Genomic DNA, 20,388 nt, shown 5'->3' with positions numbered 1-20,388 from the left:
GGCTTAGGTGCGACGCTCTAGCAGTTGAGAGGCCAGTGCCGTCAAGGCTTCTTTGTAAGGCCCAGCCGGCAAAGTTTGAATGGCATCGATGGCCCGTTGAGCCTCGGCCATGGCGGCTTGGCGGCTGCCTTCCAATGCGCCTGTTTCTCGGACAATGGCAATCACGCTGCTGAGTTGATCGACAGAGCCTGTTTCGATGGCTTTTTGAATCAATTCTCTTTGATCGGGTGTGCCGCGCTGCATGGCCAAAATGAGGGGCAAGGTGGCCTTGCCTTCGCGCAAGTCGTCACCTAAGTTTTTACCCATCTCGGCGGCATTGCCTTCGTAGTCCAAGACATCGTCAATGACTTGGAAAGCTGTACCCAAGGCTTGACCGTAGGTGGCACAAGCTTCTTCAATGGCGGAATTCGATTGGGCCAAGATGGCGGCCAAGCGGGCGCTGGCTTCAAACAGCTTGGCTGTTTTAGAGCGGATGACCAACAAATAGGCCGCTTCGTCCAAGGAAGCGTCGTGCATGTTCATCAGTTGCAACACTTCGCCTTCAGCAATGATGTTGGTGGCATCGGCCAAGACTTGCATGATGCGCATGCTGCCGGGTTCCACCATCATTTGGAAAGCACGTGAGTACAAAAAGTCGCCTACCAACACACTAGCAGGGTTACCAAAATTTTCGTTGGCTGTGGGGCGGCCGCGCCTTAGCGTGGACTCGTCCACCACATCGTCGTGCAACAAAGTGGCGGTGTGAATGAACTCGACCACGGCGGCCATGCTGAATTTGTGGGCATCTTGGTAGTTCAAGGCGCCGCAAGTCAGCAACAAAATAACAGGGCGCAGGCGCTTGCCGCCAGCCGAAATGATGTACTGGGCCACTTGCCCCACCAAAGGTACACCCGAGCTAAGCCGGTCGGCAATGACCGCATCCACTTGGGCCATGTCTTGCGCCACCAAGGCCAATGCAGTGGCTTGGGAGGAGACTGTTGGGGCGGTTGCGGTGGACAAAATGGCTTAATTCAGTAGGCGTTCAGGGCAGAAACCTGCAAAAAACGGCGTTTTTGGGGGTGGATTCTGAGCACTGGCTCATTATAGAGAGCGAACATGTCACTCTATGGGCCTCTAGGGCGTAATTTTGGGGGGCTTGGCAAGTCCCAAAAGTCCGTGCTAAAATCCGCGGTTCCTTAGGGTTCGTCCTATGGAACTTCCATTGAAGATTTCGGAAATTTCGAAAAGGTCATTATGTACGCGGTCATAAAAACCGGCGGCAAACAGTATCGTGTTGCTGCTGGCGAAAAAATTAAAGTAGAACAGATTGCTGCGGACGTGGGCCAGGAAATCGTGATCGACCAGGTTCTGGCAGTCGGCAACGGCGCAGATATCAAGGTTGGCACGCCCCTGGTGTCCGGCGCCACTGTTAAAGCCACAGTGTTGGCACACGGCAAGCACGACAAAGTGCACATCTTCAAGATGCGCCGTCGCAAGCACTATCAAAAACGTCAAGGTCACCGTCAGCAGTACACAGAACTGCAAATCGGTGCAATTGCAGGCTAAGGAGCTTAGGTCATGGCACAGAAAAAAGGCGGCGGCTCTACGCGAAACGGGCGCGATTCAAAGCCCAAAATGCTCGGTGTAAAAGCTTTCGGTGGTGAACTCATCAGCGCTGGCTCCATCATTGTTCGTCAACGTGGCACCAAGTTCCACGCTGGCACCAATGTCGGCATCGGCAAAGACCACACATTGTTCGCTTTGGTTGACGGCCACGTGTCGTTCGGCATCAAAGGTGCTCTGAACAAGCAAATGGTGAATGTGACTGCTGCTTAAACAGCGTCAGCCATTGCGCAAAGAGCCCCGCCCAGTCGGGGCTTTTTTGTTCCAGAGCCCCTCATTAAAAAGATAAACTGGCATACAGACCGGATCGATCATGAAATTTGTTGACGAAGCCTACATTGACATCGCCGCGGGCGATGGCGGGAACGGCTGCGTCTCGTTCCGGCATGAAAAGTACAAAGAGTTTGGCGGCCCCAATGGTGGCGACGGTGGCCGAGGTGGTCACGTGTTTGCTGTGGCCGACCCCAACCTCAACACCTTGGTTGACTACCGTTATTCGCGTCGTCACGAGGCCAAGCGCGGTCAGCACGGCATGGGCTCCGACATGTTTGGCGCCATGGGCGACGATGTCACGCTCAAAATGCCTGTAGGCACCATCATCACCGACGCCGAAACGGGCGAGGTTTTGTATGAGTTGCTCAAGCCGGGCGAGGTCATCATGATTGCCAAAGGCGGCGATGGTGGCTTTGGCAACATGCGCTTCAAGAGCGCCATCAACCGCGCGCCACGCCAAAAAACACCTGGCTGGCCTGGTGAGAAAAAAGAACTCAAGCTTGAATTGAAGGTTTTGGCAGATGTTGGTTTGCTGGGCATGCCCAATGCGGGCAAGTCCACCCTCATTGCTGCTATTTCCAATGCTCGCCCCAAAATTGCCGATTACCCTTTCACCACTTTGCACCCTAACTTGGGTGTGGTGCGTGTGGGCCCAGAGCAAAGCTTTGTGGTTGCCGATGTGCCAGGCCTCATTGAAGGTGCCTCAGACGGCGCTGGCCTAGGACACTTGTTTTTGCGCCATTTGCAGCGCACGCGTTTGCTGTTGCACATCATTGACTTTGCACCGTTTGACGAAGCCGTCGATCCTGTGGCACAGGCCAAAGCCATTGTGGGAGAACTCAAAAAATACGACAAAGCCTTGTACGACAAGCCGCGTTGGTTGGTGCTCAACAAGCTGGACATGGTGCCCGCCGAAGAGCGTGAAGCACGCGTTAAAGATTTCATCAAGCGCTTCAAATACAAAGGCCCAGTTTTTGAAATCTCAGCCCTCACGCGTGAAGGTTGTGAGCCTTTGATCAAAACTATTTTCCAACACATCAAAGCGCAGCAAATTCAAGAACAAGAGCCCGTCTATGTGGATCCCCGCTTTGTGGAAGAGCCACCCCAATAATCGACAGCCTCCTCGGAGTTTCCGAACGTCTCCTTAGATTGAACACCATGAGTCAGCCCTTCACATCTACTGTTCTGCGCGATGCCCGCCGCATCGTGGTGAAGGTTGGCTCTAGCTTGGTGACCAATGAAGGCCGTGGCCTCGATGAAGCCGCCATCGGTGAGTGGTGCCGTCAAATGGCTTTGTTGGCGCAAGACGGCCGCGAAGTCATCATGGTGTCTAGCGGTGCCATTGCTGAAGGCATGAAGCGTTTGGGATGGGCTACGCGCCCTCAAGAAATTCATGCCTTACAAGCAGCCGCAGCTGTTGGGCAAATGGGCTTGGCCCAAATGTACGAAACCAAATTGCGTGAAAACGGTTTGGGCAGTGCTCAGGTCTTACTGACACACGCCGACTTGGCTGATCGCGAGCGTTATTTGAATGCGCGTTCGACCTTGCTCACCTTGTTGCAACACAAGGTGCTGCCGGTCATCAATGAAAACGACACGGTGGTCAACGACGAAATTAAGTTTGGCGACAACGACACATTGGGTGCACTGGTGGCCAACTTGGTGGAAGCCGATGCCTTGGTCATCTTGACTGATCAAAAAGGCTTGTACACCGCCGACCCTCGCAAAAATCCAGCTGCCGAATTTGTGCATGAAGCACGCGCCGGTGACCCCACGCTAGAGGCCATGGCCGGTGGCGTAGGTTCCAGCATTGGCAGCGGCGGCATGATCACCAAAATTCTGGCGGCCAAACGTGCTGCAGGCTCTGGCGCTTCAACCGTCATTGCATGGGGCCGTGAACCCGATGCCCTGATTCGCTTGTGCAAAGGCGAAGCCATCGGCACCTTGTTGGTGGCGCAAACGCAAAAGCAGCAAGCCCGCAAGCAATGGATGGCCGATCATTTGCAGTTGCGCGGTGCTGTGACCGTCGATCCAGGTGCGGCATCCAAACTTCAAGCCGAAGGCAAGAGCTTGTTGGCCATTGGCATGACCCAAGTTGAAGGTGACTTCTCTAGGGGCGATGTGATTGCCATTCGCGATGGAAGTGGCCAAGAAATTGCCCGCGGTTTGGCCAATTACGCCAGTGCCGAAGCGCGTCTAATTTGTCGCAAGCCCTCTTCAGAGTTTGAAGGTTTATTGGGCTACATGGCAGAGCCTGAGTTTGTGCACCGCGATAACCTGATTTTGACGCGCTAATCCTTTAGATTTTTTTGCGGATCGGGATCAAAGCTGCCACCGGGCGGTAACTCCATGTGAATTTGAGTTTGAACAAAACCAAACTGTAGGGTCAAGTTGACTTCTGTGCCTTGAGAGCCCGTGTCGTCATTGTCATTTTGACGCGGCCTCTGAGGACCTCTGTAAGGACGGCTGCGGTTGTCGTAGCGAGGCAGAAACCTGGACAGCTCGGTGAGCGCCATTTCGTAAACGCCGCGTTTGAACTCCACCACCACATCGAGTGGCACCCAAAAATCGTTCCAACGCCAAGCGTCAAACTCGGGATGGCTGGTGGCGCGCAGGTTGATGTTCCAGTCGGGCTCTACCAGCTGGAGTAAATACCAAATCTGTTTTTGGCCCTTGTAATGGCCCCTGGCATCGCGCCGGATGAAACGATCCGGCACTTCATAGCGCAACCAATCTCGGGTACGGGCCACGATGCGCACATGCTCCGGCAGGAGCCCCACTTCTTCGTGCAGTTCTCGGTACATGGCCTGCTCGGGGCTTTCGCCTCGGTCAATGCCGCCCTGCGGAAACTGCCAGCTGTGGGTTCGGATGCGCTTGCCCCAAAACACCTGATTTTTCTGGTTGAGCAGAATGATGCCGACGTTAGGCCGAAAGCCTTCGCGGTCAAGCATAATCAAACCCCAAATTTTTAAACTGTGTCCATTATGCACGGACAGATCTGTGCAACATTAGGACTCACCCTGAGAACGCTTGGAATAGCCCATGAAAGCCAGTCAATTTTTAATTTCCACCCTCAAAGAAGCGCCTGCCGACGCTGAGGTGGTCAGCCATCAACTGATGATGCGCGCCGGCATGATCAAGCGCTTGGGCGCTGGCATTTACAACTACATGCCCATGGGCCTGCGCGTCATTCGTAAAGTCGAAGCCATCGTGCGTGAAGAAATGGACCGCGCGGGCGCCATTGAAATGACCATGCCAGTGGTGCAACCCGCCGAGCTGTGGCAAGAAACCGGTCGCTTTGAAAAGATGGGCCCTGAGCTGCTCCGCATCAAGGATCGCCATGGCCGCGACTTTGTGGTGCAACCCACCAGCGAAGAAGTGATTACGGATGTGGCGCGCCAAGAACTGCGCAGCTACAAGCAATTGCCCAAGAACTTCTACCAAATTCAAACCAAATTCCGTGACGAGCGCCGTCCGCGTTTTGGCTTGATGCGCGGACGTGAGTTCATCATGAAAGATGCCTACAGCTTTGACCGCGACCAAGTGTCGGCCAAGCAAAGCTACAAAATCATGGCCGATGCTTATCGCAAAATCTTTGACCGCTTTGGCTTGAGCTACCGTGCAGTTGCTGCCGACAGCGGTGCCATTGGTGGTGATTTGAGCGAAGAGTTCCAAGTGATTGCGGCTACTGGCGAAGACGCCATCGTGTATTGCCCCAACAGCGATTACGCCGCCAACATGGAAAAGGCCGAGGCATTGGCGCCTGCCCAAGCTCGCCCCGCTGCTTCCAAACCTCAAACCCTCACGCCCACACCTGGCAAGAGCACTTGCGAAGATGTGGCCGCATTGCTGAATGTGCCTTTGTCCACGACGGTCAAATCCTTGGTTTTGGCCACGGACGAAACTGACGAGCAAGGCAACATCAAAGCTTCCAAAGTTTGGCTGCTGCTGCTGCGTGGCGATCACGACATGAATGAAGTCAAAGTGGGCAAGTTGCCTGGCCTGAATGCGGGCTTCCGCTTTGCCACCTTGGCTGAAATTGACGAACACTTTGGTTGCAAGCCTGGCTACCTTGGTCCTTTGAATTTGAAGAAGCCCTTGAACATCGTGGCCGACCGCGATGTGGCGGTCATGGCCGATTGGATTTGCGGTGCCAACCAACTCGATCATCACATCACCGGTGTCAACTGGGGCCGTGATTTGCCAGAGCCCATGATGGTGGCCGACTTGCGCAATGTGGTGGCGGGCGACGCATCACCCGATGGCAAAGGTCCTTTGGCCATTGAGCGCGGCATTGAAGTGGGTCACGTGTTTTATTTGGGCACCAAGTACAGCCAAACCATGAACGCCACGTTCTTGGACGAAAACGGCAAACCTCAATTCTTAGAAATGGGCTGCTATGGCATTGGCGTGACGCGCCTGCCCGCAGCTGCCATTGAGCAAAACCACGATGCCAAGGGCATCATTTGGCCCGATGCCATTGCGCCTTTCACGGTGGTCATTTGTCCCATTGGCGCAGACCGCAGCCCCGACGTCAAAGCGGCTTCAGAAAAGCTCTATGCCGATTTGATGGCCGCTGGGGTCGATGTGTTGCTGGACGATCGCGGTGAGCGCCCTGGCGCCATGTTTGCCGATTGGGAGCTCATTGGTGTGCCGCACCGCGTCACTTTGGGCGACCGTGGTCTCAAAGAAGGCAAGGTGGAATACCAACACCGCCGAGATGAAGCGGCCACGGCTGTTGCACCTGCCGAAATTGCCGCCTTTGTGCTGGCCAAACTCGGCAAGTGAGCTTTCAACAGTTCTGCTGAAGGCAAGGCGCGCATGAATTTGCAAAGACGCAAATTTTTGCGCCAAGCGCAGCAGGGTGGTGCGGGCCTTGCGGTGGGTGTTTTTGCTTCGGCCACTTGGATGGCCGCTCTGCATTTGCCAGCCCAGGCCGGCAATCAAGCCGAAGAAGAACTTTCCGATTCGGTTCGCACCGCACTCAGCCAAGCGGTTCAGCAAAGTGGTCCGCCAGTGCCCGTCTTGCCAACCCCACGGGACCAAGAAGAATTCAACGCTTGGTTGGCTATCGCTTCGCACCGATTGCGTCAATGGATGAGCCATGCAGACGATCGACAAGAGTTTCTGCACACCCTTTGGTACGAAGCCAGGCGCGCCGGTTTGTCATTGTCTTTGGTGCTTGGCCTCATTGAGGTAGAAAGCGCTTTTAGAAAATACGCTATCTCTAGTGCGGGTGCGCGTGGCTTCATGCAAGTGATGCCATTTTGGACGCGCAGCATTGGCGATGGCAATGAGAGCACACTGTTTCATACCCAAACCCAATTGCGTTTTGGCTGTGTCATCTTGCGTCATATGTTGGCTCGCGAAAACGGCAATTTGTTCCTTGCTTTGGGCCGTTACAACGGCAGTCGCGGTCAAGCGGCCTATCCAAACGCTGTACTGGCCGCCCAAAAAAAATGGCTTCAGTCGGTTGACTGAAGCCTTTGGGTTCAAGCTTCAGACAGAAGCTTGAGTGCACACGCTGCGTGTGATTATTCTTTGGGGGTGGTGCCCAACACTTGGAGCAGTTCGCCTGATTCGTACATCTCCATCATGATGTCAGAGCCGCCAATGAACTCGCCCTTGACATACAGCTGAGGGATGGTGGGCCAGTTGCTGTATTCCTTGATGCCTTGGCGAATTTCTGCATCGTCCAGCACGTTGACCGTTTTGATGGCTTTGGGATCGACGCCGCAGGCTTTCAAAATTTGAATGGCGCGACCAGAGAAACCGCACATGGGAAAACTGGCGCTGCCTTTCATGAACAGCATGACTTCGTTTTGTTTGACCAAATCGTCGATGCGGGCTTGGGTATCACTCATGTCAATTCCTCTTTCAAATTCGGGTGTCTTCAGATGGGGGGATTATTTCATGTTGCATGGGCTTGTGCTTCATAGGGTCTATTTTTGTCCCCCAGAGCACCGCTCGATGCCTGCCAAGTCCAATTTGGACTGGACATTTTGGTAGCCAGCAGCCGCCAAAAGGGCCCTGACCGCAGATGCCTGTTGCCACCCATGTTCAATCAGCAGCCAGCCCCCTTGGACCAAATGCATGGGCGCATTGTCGATGATTTGTCGGATGTCCTCCAGCCCATCTTGGCCGCTGACCAAGGCTGCAAGGGGTTCATGATGGAGGTGCGCCAAATGAGGGTCACTGGCTTCAATGTAGGGTGGATTGCTCACGATCACTTCAAATTGGCCTTTGACTTGGGCCAACCAATCGCTTTCTAAAAACGACACAGCCAAGGACAAGCGCTTGGCATTTTGACCCGCCAAGCTGAGTGCTTCAGGGCTGGCGTCGACCGCCGTCACTTTGGCTTGTGGACGTTGAGACTGAATGGCCAGGGCAATGGCGCCGCTCCCTGTTCCCAAATCTAAAAATCGGGGCTCTGCAAACGATGCGGCGCAAGCCAAAGCCCATTCCACCAAAACTTCGGTATCGTCCCTTGGGTCTAGAACCCGTTTGTCAATTTTGAGAGTGAGTCCAAAAAATTCTTTTTGACCCACGATGTAGGCAATGGGTTCATGGAGCAGTCTGCGCTGCACAAAGCCTTCAAAAGTAGCCACAGCAGTTGGCGCGAGTTCATCGGTGTCATGCGCCAATAACCACGCCCGATCGTGCAGCGGTCTGCTCAAGGCGTGCAACAGCAAAATTTGCGATTCAAGTCTAGGCAGACCTAAGTCGTGGCCTCGCGTTAGGCATTGAACAATATTCATGACCTGCTTAACCTGATTTAACCCGGCAAACTGGATTCAAGCTCAGCCAATTGCTCGGCCTGCCTTGCATTCTGCAAGGCTTGTGTCACTTCTTCCAAATCACCTTCCATGATGAAACTCAGCTTGTACAAAGTGAGGTTGATTCGGTGATCGGTTAGGCGGCCCTGCGGGAAGTTGTAGGTGCGAATGCGATCAGAGCGATCGCCGCTGCCAATCAGACCCTTGCGCAAGGCTGCATCTTTGGCTGCGCGCTCGCTACGCTCTTTTTCTTGAATGCGCGCCGACAGCACTTGCAGCGCCTTGGCTTTGTTGCGGTGTTGACTTCGATCGTCTTGGCACTCAGCCACAATGCCCGTCGGAATGTGGGTGATGCGAACCGCTGAATCTGTTTTATTAATGTGCTGACCACCGGCACCGCTGGCGCGGTACGTATCGATGCGCAAATCGGCAGGGTTGATGGTCACCGCTTGGGCCTCATCGGGTTCGGCCAGCACAGCCACTGTGCATGCGCTGGTGTGAATGCGGCCTTGTGTTTCGGTGGCCGGCACGCGTTGCACCCGGTGGCCGCCCGATTCAAAGCGCATGGTGCCAAACACGTTGTCGCCTTCCATGCGAATAACGACTTCTTTGTAGCCGCCCAATTCGCTGGGCGATTCCGACATGATCTCAGCGCGCCAGCCTTTGCGTTCACAAAACTTGGTGTACATGCGCAATAAGTCGCCAGCAAACAAGGCCGACTCGTCGCCGCCTGTGCCTGCGCGAATTTCTAAGTAAGCAGGCCGTGCGTCGTCGGGGTCTTTGGGCAGCAACATGCGTTGCAACTCAATTTCAAGCTCGGCCATTTCTTGCGAAGCATTCTGAATTTCTTCGTCGGCCATGGCTTTCATCTCGGGGTCTTCAGAACTGCTGTCTGCTAAGGCGTGGCCTGCTTCGAGGTCTTGACGTCGTTCTTGGTAGCGGACATAGCGCTTGGCCACTGCGCTCACATCAGCATGTTCGCGTGACAGTTTTAAAAACTGACCCATGTCGGCCATGATGTCTTCGCGAGATAGCAAAAAATCCAACTCCTCGAGTCGCTGGACGTAACGTTCTAATTGCTGAAGTAAAAAAGGTTTCATGGCACACATCAAAGAGGGAAGCGTGCATTGGACGGGGTCCAATGCGCAAAGCGAAAGTCGTGAGAGTCGCTAGCGCTCTTTGCGCAGGAACATGCGTTGCACCGCGTGGGTGGCTTGCGCCACATGTTCAGGGTCTGCTTCGCGCAATTCGGCCATGGCGCCATGCAGCATTTTTTGAGTCAGGCCTCGAGACAGTACCTCTAAGACTTTTTCGGGGTCTTCACCCTTGGCTAACAATTTGCGGGCGCGGACCATTTCGGCTTCGCGCCATTCATCCACTTGGGCGTTCAACTGCTGGATGAGCGGCACACTGCTTCTTTGAACCAGCCAATGCATGAAGCTTTGAACGCCTGCATCGATGATGACTTCGGCTTCGGCTACGGCAGCTTGCCGGTGTGCTTGGCCTGTTTGAACCACATTGGCTAAATCGTCAACGGTGTACAAGTAAACGTCTTCGAGTGACTTGACCTCAGGCTCAATGTCGCGTGGTACTGCCAAATCGACCATGAACATGGGGCGGTTGCGACGTTTTTTAAGGGCCCGGGCTACGGCGCCTAAGCCAATCAAGGGCAGGGTGCTGGCCGTGCAACTGATGACGGCATCGAACTCGTGCAAACGATCGGGCAGGTCCGACAAGCGCATGACTTCGGCGCCAAACTGGGCGGCAAGCTTTTCGCCGCGGTCCATGCTGCGATTGGCAATGGCCATGCTGTGTGGATTTTTGGCTGCAAAGTGCGTCACCACCAGCTCAATCATTTCGCCAGCGCCCACAAAAAGCACTTTGATTTTGCTGAGGTCTTCAAAAAGCTGACCCGCCAAACGAACGGATGCTGCCGCCATGCTGATGGAGTGGGCGCCAATCTCGGTGGTGGACCTGACTTCTTTGGCCACCGCAAAGCTGCGCTGAAAGAGCTGGTTCAGGGTGCTTCCCAAGGCGCCCGCTTCATCGGCGGCGCGCACAGCGTCTTTGAGTTGACCCAAAATTTGGGCTTCCCCCAAGACCATGGAGTCAAGACCGCTGGCCACCCGAAAAGCGTGACGGGCCACATGCCCTTCCTCGAGCAGGTAAGTGTGCGCGCGAAGCTCCTGGATGGGGACGCCACCTGTTTGTGCCAACCACTTCAAGGTGTCTTCTGTGGCCATTTGATCTGCGGCACAATAAATTTCTGTGCGATTGCAGGTAGAGAGAATGGCCGCTTCGGGCTCGCGTTGGGTTTGAGCGGCCAGATTGCCACGCAGATGGTGTAGGGTAGGGGGCAATTGGTCCACGGCAAACGCAAACCGCCCGCGCAAATCGAGCGGAGCTGTTGTGTGGTTTAACCCCAATGCCCAAACTGCCATGGCTGGATTATAAAACCTTGTCTTGAAAATAAAGGAATTGGATGAGTTGGGACGATGTCTTCTGGCATGTGATGAATTTTCTGCTCCCTGCATGGGCGCTTGCCTTGGGCATCACCGCCTGGGGTTCGCTGCAATTCAGGCGCCAAACTCAAATTCGCTGGATTTGGCGTTGGTTGATCAATGCCTTGGCCGGCATGGGGGTGTTGGTGGCTGGCTTGGTGCTGACCGGCAACGACGGCAAGATGGCCACCTACGGCGCTTTGGTCTTGGTATGCGCCACCGTCGAGTGGCTGCTGCAGATGCGTTTTAGGCAGCGGGGCTAAACAGGTCCACGCGGTCGGTGATGATGCCGTCTGTGTCCAAGTTCAGTAGGTGCTGTGCGGCCCATTCGTCGTTGACGGTGTAGCTGAGGCATTTCAGACCCGCTTGATGTGCCGCTTGCACCATCTCAGTCGTCCACAAAGCGTAGTGGCAGACCACTGCACTGCAGGCCAATGTTTGGGCCGTTTCCAGCCAAGCCTCTGGCAATGTGTGGAGCAACAAGCCCCTCGGCAAATGGGGTGCTGCTTTGAGAGCGCCTTTCAAAGATTCAACTTGAAACGAGGTGAGCAGCGGCGGCACTTTTTCGTTTTGCCAAATGTGCGCGGCTTCCTTGGCCACCAACTCTCCTGTTTTCAATTCAAGGCCGGGCGTCGGCTTGATTTCAATGTTGAGAAAGTAATGGTTTCGGATGCAAAACTGAGCCACATGGGCCAGAGTCGCCAGAGGCTCGCCAGCATAGGTTCTTGAGTGCCAACTGCCAGCGTCCAGTTGAGAAAGCTCTTTCCAATTGAGATCGCCACCTGTGCCTTGGCCGTTGGTGGTGCGCTGCAAGGTGGCATCGTGCATTAAAAACGCCACATCGTCAGCGCTCAATTTGGCATCGCATTCAAACATGCGGTAGCCATGTTCAGCACCTTTGCGAAATGCCGCCAAGGTGTTTTCAGGGGCCAACGTGCCTGCGCCGCGGTGCGCAACCCAACGGGGATAAGGCCAAGCTTGAGAACTGCGGGTCACAAACGTTTTCCAGTTTCGGCGTTGAAGTGATGCAAGCAGCCTTCTTTGGGCGTTGCATGAAAAGTTTGGCCCGTCGTGGGCGCGTTCAAGCTGGCATCTAGGCGCAAGGTAAGGGTTTCAGTGCCCAAGTGCGCATGCACCAAGCGCTCGGCGCCTAACAATTCGACGGTATCCACTTTCATTTCCCAGCCTGTGCTGCTGAGTTCGAGGTGTTCTGGCCGAATACCCAGAATTTGTCCGGCAGCAAGTCCTGGCGCTTGTTTGAGCAAGTTCATGGGGGGTGAACCAATGAAGCTGGCGACAAAGGTGCTGGCCGGGCGGTTGTAAACCTCTTCAGGGGTTCCGAACTGTTCCATGACGCCGCCATTCATGACGATCATGCGTTGCGCCAAAGTCATGGCCTCGACCTGATCGTGTGTCACGAACAAGGACGTGATGCCCAATTCGCGGTGCAATTTTTGAATTTCCAAGCGGGTTTGGGCGCGCAGTTTGGCATCCAAATTGGACAAAGGCTCGTCAAACAAAAAAACTTGCGGCTGGCGCACAATGGCGCGGCCCATGGCCACCCGCTGGCGTTGACCGCCAGACAGCTCGCGCGGTTTGCGCTGCAACAAGTGGCTCAGTTCCAAAATACCCGCTGCTTTGTCGACGCGTTTTTTGATGTCTTCCGAGGGAAGCTTGGCAATCTTCAAGCCATAAGCCATGTTGTCAAACACGCTCATGTGCGGGTAAAGCGCATAGTTTTGAAACACCATGGCAATGTCGCGCTCGGCGGGCTCTAGGTCGTTGACAACGCGGTCGCCAATTGAAATGTTGCCGCCTGTAATTTCTTCAAGGCCTGCCACCATGCGCAGCAGTGTCGATTTACCACAACCTGAAGGGCCCACAATGACCACGAACTCGCCGTCATTTATTTGCGCGTTGAGGTTGTGAATCACGGGCACCGCTTTGGCGCCTGTGCCGTATTCTTTGACGATGTTTTGAAGTGTGATGGAAGCCATTATTTTTCAGTATCAACCAGGCCCTTGACGAACCATTTTTGCATCAAGATCACCACGAGGGCGGGTGGGAGCATGGCCAAAATAGCAGTGGCCATGACAACATTCCATTCGGTATAGGCTTCTCCCGCCAGCATGCGTTTGATGCCCATCACAACGGGGTACATGTCTTCGTTGGTGGTGACCAGCAGCGGCCACAAGTATTGGTTCCAGCCATAAATGAACTGGATCACAAACAGGGCAGCAATGTTGGTGGCCGACAAGGGCAACAAAATATCTTTGAAGAAACGCATGGGTCCCGCGCCGTCCATGCGCGCCGCTTCTACCAATTCATCGGGTACCGTGAGAAAAAATTGCCGCAACAAAAAGGTGGCAGTAGCTGATGCAATCAATGGCACGGTCAGACCGGCATAGGTATTGAGCATGCCCAAATTGGCAACCACTGCATAGGTGGGGCTGATTCGAACTTCGACGGGCAACATCAAAGTGATGAAGATCATCCAGAAGAATAAATTGCGAAATGGAAACCGAAAATAAACCAGTGCAAACGCAGACAACAAAGAGATGGTGATCTTGCCAATGGAGATGACCAAAGCACTGATCAAGCTGGTTTGCATCATGGGCCAAACTGCCGGCACCTTGCTGCCTAGCGAAGTCTCGCCACCAAACAAGGCCAGGCGATAGGACTCCCAAAAGTTGTTGCCAGGCATCATCGACATGGGGATGCTTCTGGAAATTTGCTCAGCTGTTTGGGTGGAAGCCACAAAGGTGAGGTAAAGCGGAAAGGCCACAATCAACACGCCGATCAGCAAGATCACATGCGACAAGAGGTCGAGGCCAGGGCGTCGTTCGATCATGTCAGTACTGCACTTTCTTTTCGACGAAGCGGAACTGCACCACCGTCAGGGCCACCACAATGACCATCAAAATAACCGACTGGGCAGCAGAGCCGCCCATGTCGAGTGCCTTGAAGCCATCGTAGTAAACCTTGTAAACCAAGATGGCGGTTTCTTTGCCTGGGCCGCCGTGGGTGGTGGCGTCGATGATGGCAAAGGTGTCAAAAAAGGCGTACACCACGTTGATGACCAACAAGAAAAAGGTGGTGGGCGAGAGCAAGGGGAACACAATGGTCCAGAAGCGATGCCAAGGCGATGCGCCGTCAATGGCCGCCGCTTCAATCAATGACTTGGGAATGGATTGCAAGCCGGCCAAGAAAAACAAGAAGTTGTAGGAAATTTGTTTCCATACAGCGGCCATGACAATCAATGCCATGGCGTGGTTGCCATTGAGCAAATGGTTCCAATCAAAGCCCAAGCTGCGCAAAAAATAAGCGACGACGCCCATGGGCGATGCAAACATAAATAGCCACAAAACGCCAGCCACCACAGGGGCCACAGCGTAGGGCCAAATGAGCAGTGTTTTGTAAAGGCCTGCACCTTGCGCCACGCGGTTGGCCATCACGGCCAATAACAAAGAGATGGACAAGCCTGAGGCTGCAACCAAAACAGAGAAGAAGGCGGTGGTCTTGAACGATGCCAAATAACTGGTGTCGCTAAACAGCCGGTTAAAGTTTTCCATGCCCACAAATTGAACGGAACCGCCAAACGCATCTTCTGTCAAAACGCTTTGGTACAAGGCTTGGCCAGCGGGCCAAAAGAAAAACACCAGCACCACCGCCATTTGAGGCGTGATGAGTAGCCAAGGGAGCCAAGCTGATTTGAAGCGTACGCGCTTTTCCATGAAATTCTTTGTGAAACTTCAGTCGGTTGAAATGCAAAAGCAGAGGCTGAGTCCTCTGCTTTTGTTTTGCTTTTCTGGCGGCAGTCAAACATCATGTTTGACACTTGCCACCCAACTGCATGCGATGAGTTTACTTGTTGGCTTTTTCAAAGCGTTCAAGTTGCTCATTGCCACGTTTGATGGCCAAGTCCAAAGCTTCTTTAGGTTGCTTTTTACCGCTCCAAACGCCTTCCAATTCCTCATCAATGATGGTGCGAATTTGAACAAAGTTGCCCAAACGCACGCCACGTGATTTGTCGGTGGTTTTGCGAATCATCTGCGTCACAGACACATCGGTCCCTGGGTTCTTTTTATAGAAACCAGATTTGTCGGTTAATTCAAAAGAGGCCTTGGTGACGGGCAAATAACCTGTGCGCTGATGGCTCTTGGCGGCTATCTCAGGCTGCGACAGGAAGGCGAAGAACTGGCCAACACCTTTGTACTCTTCGGCTTTCTTGCCGCTCATGACCCACAAGCTGGCGCCGCCAATGACGGTGTTTTGGGGTGCGCCATTGACATCAGGGTAGTAAGGCAAGGCGCCAATGCCATAGGCAAATTTGCCGTTGCGCGTCACGTTGCCGTACAAGGCTGAAGAGCCGGTGGCCATGGCGCATTCGCCAGAAACAAAAGTGGCATCAGCTGCATTGCCACGACCCTTGTAGATGAACAAACCGCTCTTGGCCATGTTGGCCAAGTTTTCAATGTGGCGTACATGCAATGGGGTGTTGAATGACAAACGGGCATCTATTCCGCGCATGCCGTTTCCCTTGGTGGCAAATTCGGTGTTGTGCCAAGCCGAGAAGCTCTCGAGCTGGGTCCAGCTGATCCAGCTGGTGGTGAAGGGGCACTTGTGGCCGCTGGCTTTCAATTTGGCTGCGGCCAAAGCTACTTCGGGCCAAGTTGTGGGGGGCTTCTCGGGGTTCATGCCCGCTGCCTTGAAGGCATCTTTGTTGTAGTGAAAGACGGGTGTAGAGCTGTTGAAGGGGAAGCTCAGCATTTGGCCATTGGGGGCCGTGTAATAACCTGCAACGGCAGGCACGTAAGCATCCTGATCAAATTTCAAACCAGCATCTTGCATGACTTTGCCAACTGGAACGATGGCGCCTTTGCTGGCCATCATGGTGGCCGTACCCACTTCAAAAACTTGCAAGATATGGGGGGCGTTACCGGCACGGAAAGCCGCAATGGCTGCCGTCATGGACTCGTCGTAGCTGCCCTTGAAAGTAGGCACAATCTTGTAGTTTTTTTGACTGGCATTGAAGTCTTTGGCTTGGTCATTCACCCATTCACCCAAGGCGCCGCCCATGGAGTGCCACCATTGAATTTCGGTTTGGGCTTGTGCACCCACGCTAAAAACTGCAATTGCAAGAGCAGCCAAAGATTTTTTATAATTCATAAGTACTCTAAAATTTGAGATATCAGTGAGTTGGAAAGCCTGTCTTCTACATCGTATTACAGCCGCATGACCATTTGGTGACAACCCGGGGTTTCCATGACGTGTCTCAATGTGACGTGTCTGCCCCCACCCGCGGTGCGTGATTGCCCCCCTGAAGTAAAATCTGGCTCATACCTCATGAATGCACCCACCACGCTCCAACACCTTCTGCAAGCAGACGATTCGTCACCCCGCTTGCGCGAAATTCCTTACAACTACACCAGTTTCTCGGACCGAGAAATCGTGATCCGTTTGTTGGGGTCTCGCGCCTGGGATTTGCTGAATCAACTCAGGGACGAAAGACGCACGGGTCGCTCCGCCCGCATGCTTTACGAAGTGCTGGGCGATATTTGGGTGGTTCAGCGCAATCCGTACTTGCAAGACGACTTGTTGGACAACCCTGACCGCCGCAAATTGTTGGTGGACGCTTTGCAGCACCGTTTGGGCGAAGTTCAAAAACGCCGCACACCCGATGCCGATGCACTGCGTGACGGTTTGGTGGGCGAATTGTTGGTGTTGGCCAAAGCTGCGGTTAGCAGTTTTGACCAAAATTTCTCAGACATGGCCGCTTTGCGTCGCAAGTCGCAAAAAGCCTTGGGCAAACTCACCGCCAAAGACAACATCAAGTTTGATGCGCTCTCGCGTGTGAGCCACGTCACCGATGCCACCGATTGGCGTGTTGAGTACCCCTTCGTGGTCTTAACGCCCGACACCGAAGCCGAAATGGCCAATTTGGTCAAAGGTTGCTTCACCTTGGGCTTGACCATCATTCCAAGGGGCGGCGGCACAGGCTACACCGGCGGTGCCGTTCCTCTGACTTGGAACAGCGCGGTCATTAACACCGAAAAACTCGAGGCCATGACCGGCATCGAGATGCTTAAGTTGCCAGGCTTGGACAAAGAAGTCCCTACCATTTGGACCGAAGTGGGCGTGGTGACGCAGCGCGTTGCCGATGCAGCCGATCATGCGGGATGGGTCTTTGCGGTCGATCCCACCTCCGCTGAAGCCAGTTGCATTGGCGGCAACATTGCCATGAATGCCGGCGGCAAAAAAGCCGTTTTGTGGGGCACTGCGCTCGACAACTTGGCCAGCTGGCGCATGGTCACACCCGATGCACAGTGGCTAGAAGTCACACGATTGAACCACAACCTCGGCAAGATTCACGACGTCGAGATGGCCAGCTTTGAGCTCAAATATTTTGAAGCCAATGGCACCACACTGGTTCGCGAAGAACGTCTCGATATTCCTGGTTCCGTCTTCCGTAAAGAAGGCTTGGGCAAAGACGTCACCGACAAGTTTTTGGCTGGCTTGCCGGGTATTCAAAAAGAAGGTTGCGATGGCCTGATCACCAGCGCGCGCTGGGTCTTGCACCGCATGCCAGACCACACGCGCACGGTGTGCATGGAGTTTTTTGGCAATGCCAAAGATGCCGTGCCCAGCATTGTTGAAATCAAAGACTTCATGTTTGCTGAACAAAAACGCTCAGGCGTTTTGTTGGCAGGTTTAGAGCATTTGGATGACCGCTATTTGCGCGCGGTGGGCTACACCACCAAATCAAAACGCGGCGGCTTTCCCAAGATGCTTTTGTTGGCAGACATTGCGGGCGACAACGCCGACGATGTGGCCAAAGTCACCTCTGAAGTGGTGCGCATAGCCAACTCACGCAGTGGCGAAGGCTTCATTGCCATCAGCCCCGAAGCGCGCAAAAAGTTTTGGCAAGACCGAAAAAAAACAGCCGCCATCAGCCGCCACACCAATGCCTTCAAAGTCAACGAAGACGTGGTCATTCCCTTGCCCCGCATGGCGGAGTACACCGACGGCATTGAGCGCATCAACATTGAACTGTCCATGCGCAACAAGATCAAGTTGTGCAATGAGCTTGAACACTTTTTAAGCAAGGGCAATTTGCCTTTGGGCAAAGACGATGACACCAGCGAAATTGCTTCCGCTGAGCTGCTAGAACAACGCGTTGGCCAGGCCCTGGCGGTGGTGCGCGATGTGCGCGACTTGTGGCAGGGTTGGTTGCAGGGCGTGGACACTTTGTTCCCTCAATTGCAAGACCACACCTTGCGTGCCAGTTGGAAAACGCAAATCAAAGCGCCGTTCCAAAGCATTTTTTCGGGTGCGGCATTCCAGCCCATCTTTGACGAATGCGTGGCCATTCACAAGCGCGTGCTCAAGGGTCGTGTGTGGGTGGCTTTGCACATGCACGCCGGTGACGGCAATGTGCACACCAACATTCCGGTCAATTCAGACAACTACGAGATGCTGCAAACCGCGCACGAAGCGGTGGCGCGCATCATGGTGTTGGCCCGCAGCCTAGATGGCGTCATTTCAGGTGAACACGGCATTGGCATTACCAAGCTTGAGTTTTTGAGCGATGCCGAACTTAAGCCTTTCGCCGATTACAAACAACGCATTGACCCTGAAGGTCGATTCAACAAAGGCAAGTTGATGCGTCAGGCCGCTGGCGCTGGCGGTCCAGCCATTCACGCAGACTTGACCAACGCCTACACCCCCAGTTTTGGTTTGATGGGCCACGAGTCGCTCATCATGCAGCAGTCCGACATTGGCGCCATTGCCGACAGCGTCAAAGACTGCCTGCGCTGCGGCAAATGCAAACCCGTGTGCGCCACACACGTGCCCCGTGCCAATTTGCTGTACAGCCCGCGCAACAAAATTTTGGCCACCTCGCTTTTGGTTGAAGCCTTCTTGTACGAAGAGCAAACACGCCGCGGTGTGTCCATCAAGCACTGGCAAGAGTTTGAAGATGTGGCCGACCATTGCACGGTGTGTCACAAGTGCCTCTCACCTTGCCCGGTCAAAATTGACTTTGGCGAAGTGTCCATGAACATGCGCAATTTGCTGCGCAAAATGGGCCAGAAAACATTCCGCCCTGGCAATGCTGCGGCCATGTTCATGCTGAACGCCACCAACCCTGACACCATCAAGCTGGCACGCGCTGGCATGGTGGGCGTAGGCATGAAGTTGCAGCGTTTTGCACACGATTTGCTCAAAACTTTTGCACGCAAGCAAACCAAAGCACCACCCGCCAGCATTGGTGCGGCGCCCATCAAAGAGCAGGTCATTCACTTCATCAACAAGAAGATGCCTGGCGGCTTGCCCAAGAAAACGGCGCGCGCCTTGCTTGACATTGAAGATCAAGAATACGTGCCGATCATTCGCAATCCGAAGATCACCACACCCGAAACCGAGGCGGTGTTTTACTTCCCCGGTTGTGGCTCTGAGCGATTGTTCAGCCAAGTAGGTTTGGCCACGCAGGCCATGTTGTGGCATACCGGCGTGCAAACTGTGTTGCCGCCTGGCTACCTGTGCTGTGGCTACCCGCAAAAGGGCAGTGGTCAGTTTGACAAGGCCGAGAAAATCATCACCGACAACCGCGTGTTGTTCCACCGGGTGGCCAACACCCTGAACTACCTCGACATCAAAACGGTGGTGGTCAGCTGCGGCACCTGCTACGACCAGTTGCAGGGCTACGAGTTTGACAAGATTTTCCCAGGTTGCCGCATTGTGGACATTCACGAGTACCTGCTTGAAAAAGGCATGACGCTCAATAACAACGGCGCGTACCTGTATCACGACCCTTGCCACAGCCCCATGAAGTTGCAAGACCCCATGAAGACCGTCAAGTCTTTGCTGGGCCCGCAAGTTTTGAAGTCAGATCGCTGCTGCGGCGAGTCGGGTACTTTGGGCGTGACGCGCCCCGACATTGCCACCCAAGTGCGCTTCCGTAAGGAAGAAGAAATTCGCAAGAGCGAAACTCAAATGCGCGACAGCGGCATGGTGGGCGAAAAAGAAAACATCAAGGTGTTGACCAGCTGCCCTAGCTGTTTGCAAGGCTTGTCACGCTATGGTGATGATTTGCAAAATGGTTTGTTAGAAGCAGATTACATCGTGGTGGAAATGGCCAAACACATTTTGGGCGAGCAGTGGATGCCCGAGTATGTGGCCGCTGCCAACGCAGGCGGCATTGAACGCGTTTTGGTTTAACGACAGCATCACGAAAG

The 20,388-nt window shown here is 54.2% G+C and carries 18 protein-coding genes and 1 pseudogene; 8 read left to right on the top strand and 11 right to left on the bottom strand.

Annotated elements, in window-relative coordinates:
- Positions 1-3: 3 nt before the first annotated feature.
- Positions 4-933: a polyprenyl synthetase family protein gene (locus AMM03_RS05225; protein ID WP_090130608.1), complete on the bottom strand. Its 930-nt coding sequence runs from the start codon at positions 931-933 to the stop codon at positions 4-6.
- A 300-nt stretch (positions 934-1,233) separates the two neighbouring features.
- On the opposite strand from AMM03_RS05225, the gene rplU reads away from it, so the two are divergent.
- From rplU to proB, 4 genes are all read left to right on the top strand, one after another.
- Positions 1,234-1,545: a 50S ribosomal protein L21 gene (gene rplU, locus AMM03_RS05220; protein WP_090129433.1), complete on the top strand. Its 312-nt coding sequence runs from the start codon at positions 1,234-1,236 to the stop codon at positions 1,543-1,545.
- 12 nt (positions 1,546-1,557) lie between these two features.
- On the top strand, positions 1,558-1,815 hold the full coding sequence (gene rpmA / locus AMM03_RS05215) for a 50S ribosomal protein L27 (protein WP_090129432.1): 258 nt from the start codon (positions 1,558-1,560) through the stop codon (positions 1,813-1,815).
- Between the two features lie 100 nt (positions 1,816-1,915).
- Positions 1,916-2,986 (top strand): Obg family GTPase CgtA, encoded by a 1,071-nt coding sequence (cgtA, locus tag AMM03_RS05210; RefSeq protein WP_090129431.1) that lies wholly within the window; start codon positions 1,916-1,918, stop codon positions 2,984-2,986.
- Positions 2,987-3,033: 47 nt separating this feature from the next.
- Positions 3,034-4,170, top strand: coding sequence for a glutamate 5-kinase (gene proB, locus AMM03_RS05205; RefSeq protein ID WP_090129430.1), 1,137 nt, complete (start codon positions 3,034-3,036; stop codon positions 4,168-4,170).
- Between the two features lie 172 nt (positions 4,171-4,342).
- Here proB and AMM03_RS05200 read toward each other — a convergent pair.
- Positions 4,343-4,826: pseudogene (locus tag AMM03_RS05200) on the bottom strand (RNA pyrophosphohydrolase); the annotation flags it as partial.
- Between the two features lie 91 nt (positions 4,827-4,917).
- On the opposite strand from AMM03_RS05200, the gene AMM03_RS05195 reads away from it, so the two are divergent.
- Complete coding sequence (locus AMM03_RS05195) at positions 4,918-6,663, top strand: proline--tRNA ligase (protein ID WP_090129428.1); 1,746 nt, start codon at positions 4,918-4,920, stop codon at positions 6,661-6,663.
- Positions 6,664-6,696: 33 nt separating this feature from the next.
- Complete coding sequence (locus tag AMM03_RS05190) at positions 6,697-7,356, top strand: lytic transglycosylase domain-containing protein (RefSeq protein ID WP_194942785.1); 660 nt, start codon at positions 6,697-6,699, stop codon at positions 7,354-7,356.
- 53 nt (positions 7,357-7,409) lie between these two features.
- Here AMM03_RS05190 and grxD read toward each other — a convergent pair whose 3' ends face one another.
- The 4 genes from grxD to hemA all read right to left on the bottom strand — a co-directional run bounded on the left by grxD (position 7,410) and on the right by hemA (position 11,092).
- Entirely contained in the window at positions 7,410-7,739 is a 330-nt protein-coding gene (gene grxD, locus AMM03_RS05185; protein ID WP_090129427.1) for a Grx4 family monothiol glutaredoxin, read from the bottom strand.
- Between the two features lie 78 nt (positions 7,740-7,817).
- Positions 7,818-8,633, bottom strand: coding sequence for a peptide chain release factor N(5)-glutamine methyltransferase (gene prmC / locus AMM03_RS05180; protein WP_090129426.1), 816 nt, complete (start codon positions 8,631-8,633; stop codon positions 7,818-7,820).
- A gap of 17 nt (positions 8,634-8,650) precedes the next feature.
- Positions 8,651-9,751, bottom strand: a complete 1,101-nt coding sequence (gene prfA / locus AMM03_RS05175) for a peptide chain release factor 1 (RefSeq protein WP_090130603.1) — start codon at positions 9,749-9,751, stop codon at positions 8,651-8,653.
- Between the two features lie 69 nt (positions 9,752-9,820).
- Positions 9,821-11,092: a glutamyl-tRNA reductase gene (hemA, locus tag AMM03_RS05170; protein ID WP_090129425.1), complete on the bottom strand. Its 1,272-nt coding sequence runs from the start codon at positions 11,090-11,092 to the stop codon at positions 9,821-9,823.
- Between the two features lie 71 nt (positions 11,093-11,163).
- On the opposite strand from hemA, the gene AMM03_RS05165 reads away from it, so the two are divergent.
- On the top strand, positions 11,164-11,415 hold the full coding sequence (locus tag AMM03_RS05165) for a hypothetical protein (RefSeq protein ID WP_228764575.1): 252 nt from the start codon (positions 11,164-11,166) through the stop codon (positions 11,413-11,415).
- Here the strand turns inward: AMM03_RS05165 and ugpQ are convergent.
- The 5 genes from ugpQ to ugpB all read right to left on the bottom strand — a co-directional run bounded on the left by ugpQ (position 11,399) and on the right by ugpB (position 16,321).
- The gene (gene ugpQ / locus AMM03_RS05160) at positions 11,399-12,148 is read right to left on the bottom strand and encodes a glycerophosphodiester phosphodiesterase (RefSeq protein WP_090129423.1); all 750 of its coding nucleotides are present in this window, start codon (positions 12,146-12,148) and stop codon (positions 11,399-11,401) included. The genes AMM03_RS05165 and ugpQ overlap by 17 nt on opposite strands.
- The gene (gene ugpC, locus AMM03_RS05155; protein WP_090129422.1) at positions 12,145-13,149 is read right to left on the bottom strand and encodes a sn-glycerol-3-phosphate ABC transporter ATP-binding protein UgpC; all 1,005 of its coding nucleotides are present in this window, start codon (positions 13,147-13,149) and stop codon (positions 12,145-12,147) included. Before ugpC ends, ugpQ begins: the two co-directional genes overlap by 4 nt.
- A complete protein-coding gene (ugpE, locus tag AMM03_RS05150; protein ID WP_090129421.1) occupies positions 13,149-14,003 on the bottom strand; it encodes a sn-glycerol-3-phosphate ABC transporter permease UgpE in 855 nt (284 codons plus the stop codon). Before ugpE ends, ugpC begins: the two co-directional genes overlap by 1 nt.
- Before the next feature lies 1 nt (position 14,004).
- Entirely contained in the window at positions 14,005-14,886 is an 882-nt protein-coding gene (ugpA, locus tag AMM03_RS05145; RefSeq protein WP_090129420.1) for a sn-glycerol-3-phosphate ABC transporter permease UgpA, read from the bottom strand.
- 130 nt (positions 14,887-15,016) lie between these two features.
- Positions 15,017-16,321: a sn-glycerol-3-phosphate ABC transporter substrate-binding protein UgpB gene (ugpB, locus tag AMM03_RS05140; RefSeq protein WP_090129419.1), complete on the bottom strand. Its 1,305-nt coding sequence runs from the start codon at positions 16,319-16,321 to the stop codon at positions 15,017-15,019.
- 177 nt (positions 16,322-16,498) lie between these two features.
- Between ugpB and AMM03_RS05135 the strand changes: the two genes are divergently transcribed.
- Positions 16,499-20,371 carry a DUF3683 domain-containing protein gene (locus AMM03_RS05135; RefSeq protein ID WP_090129418.1) on the top strand — a complete coding sequence of 1,291 codons (3,873 nt, stop codon included), beginning with the start codon at positions 16,499-16,501 and terminating at the stop codon, positions 20,369-20,371.
- Positions 20,372-20,388 lie beyond the last annotated feature (17 nt).

It is taken from the genome of Limnohabitans sp. Rim11, from assembly GCF_001269365.1.
Taxonomy (GTDB): domain Bacteria; phylum Pseudomonadota; class Gammaproteobacteria; order Burkholderiales; family Burkholderiaceae_C; genus Limnohabitans_A.
Note: the sequence above shows the minus strand (reverse complement) of the source record. Positions and strands in the feature narration are given on the sequence as shown.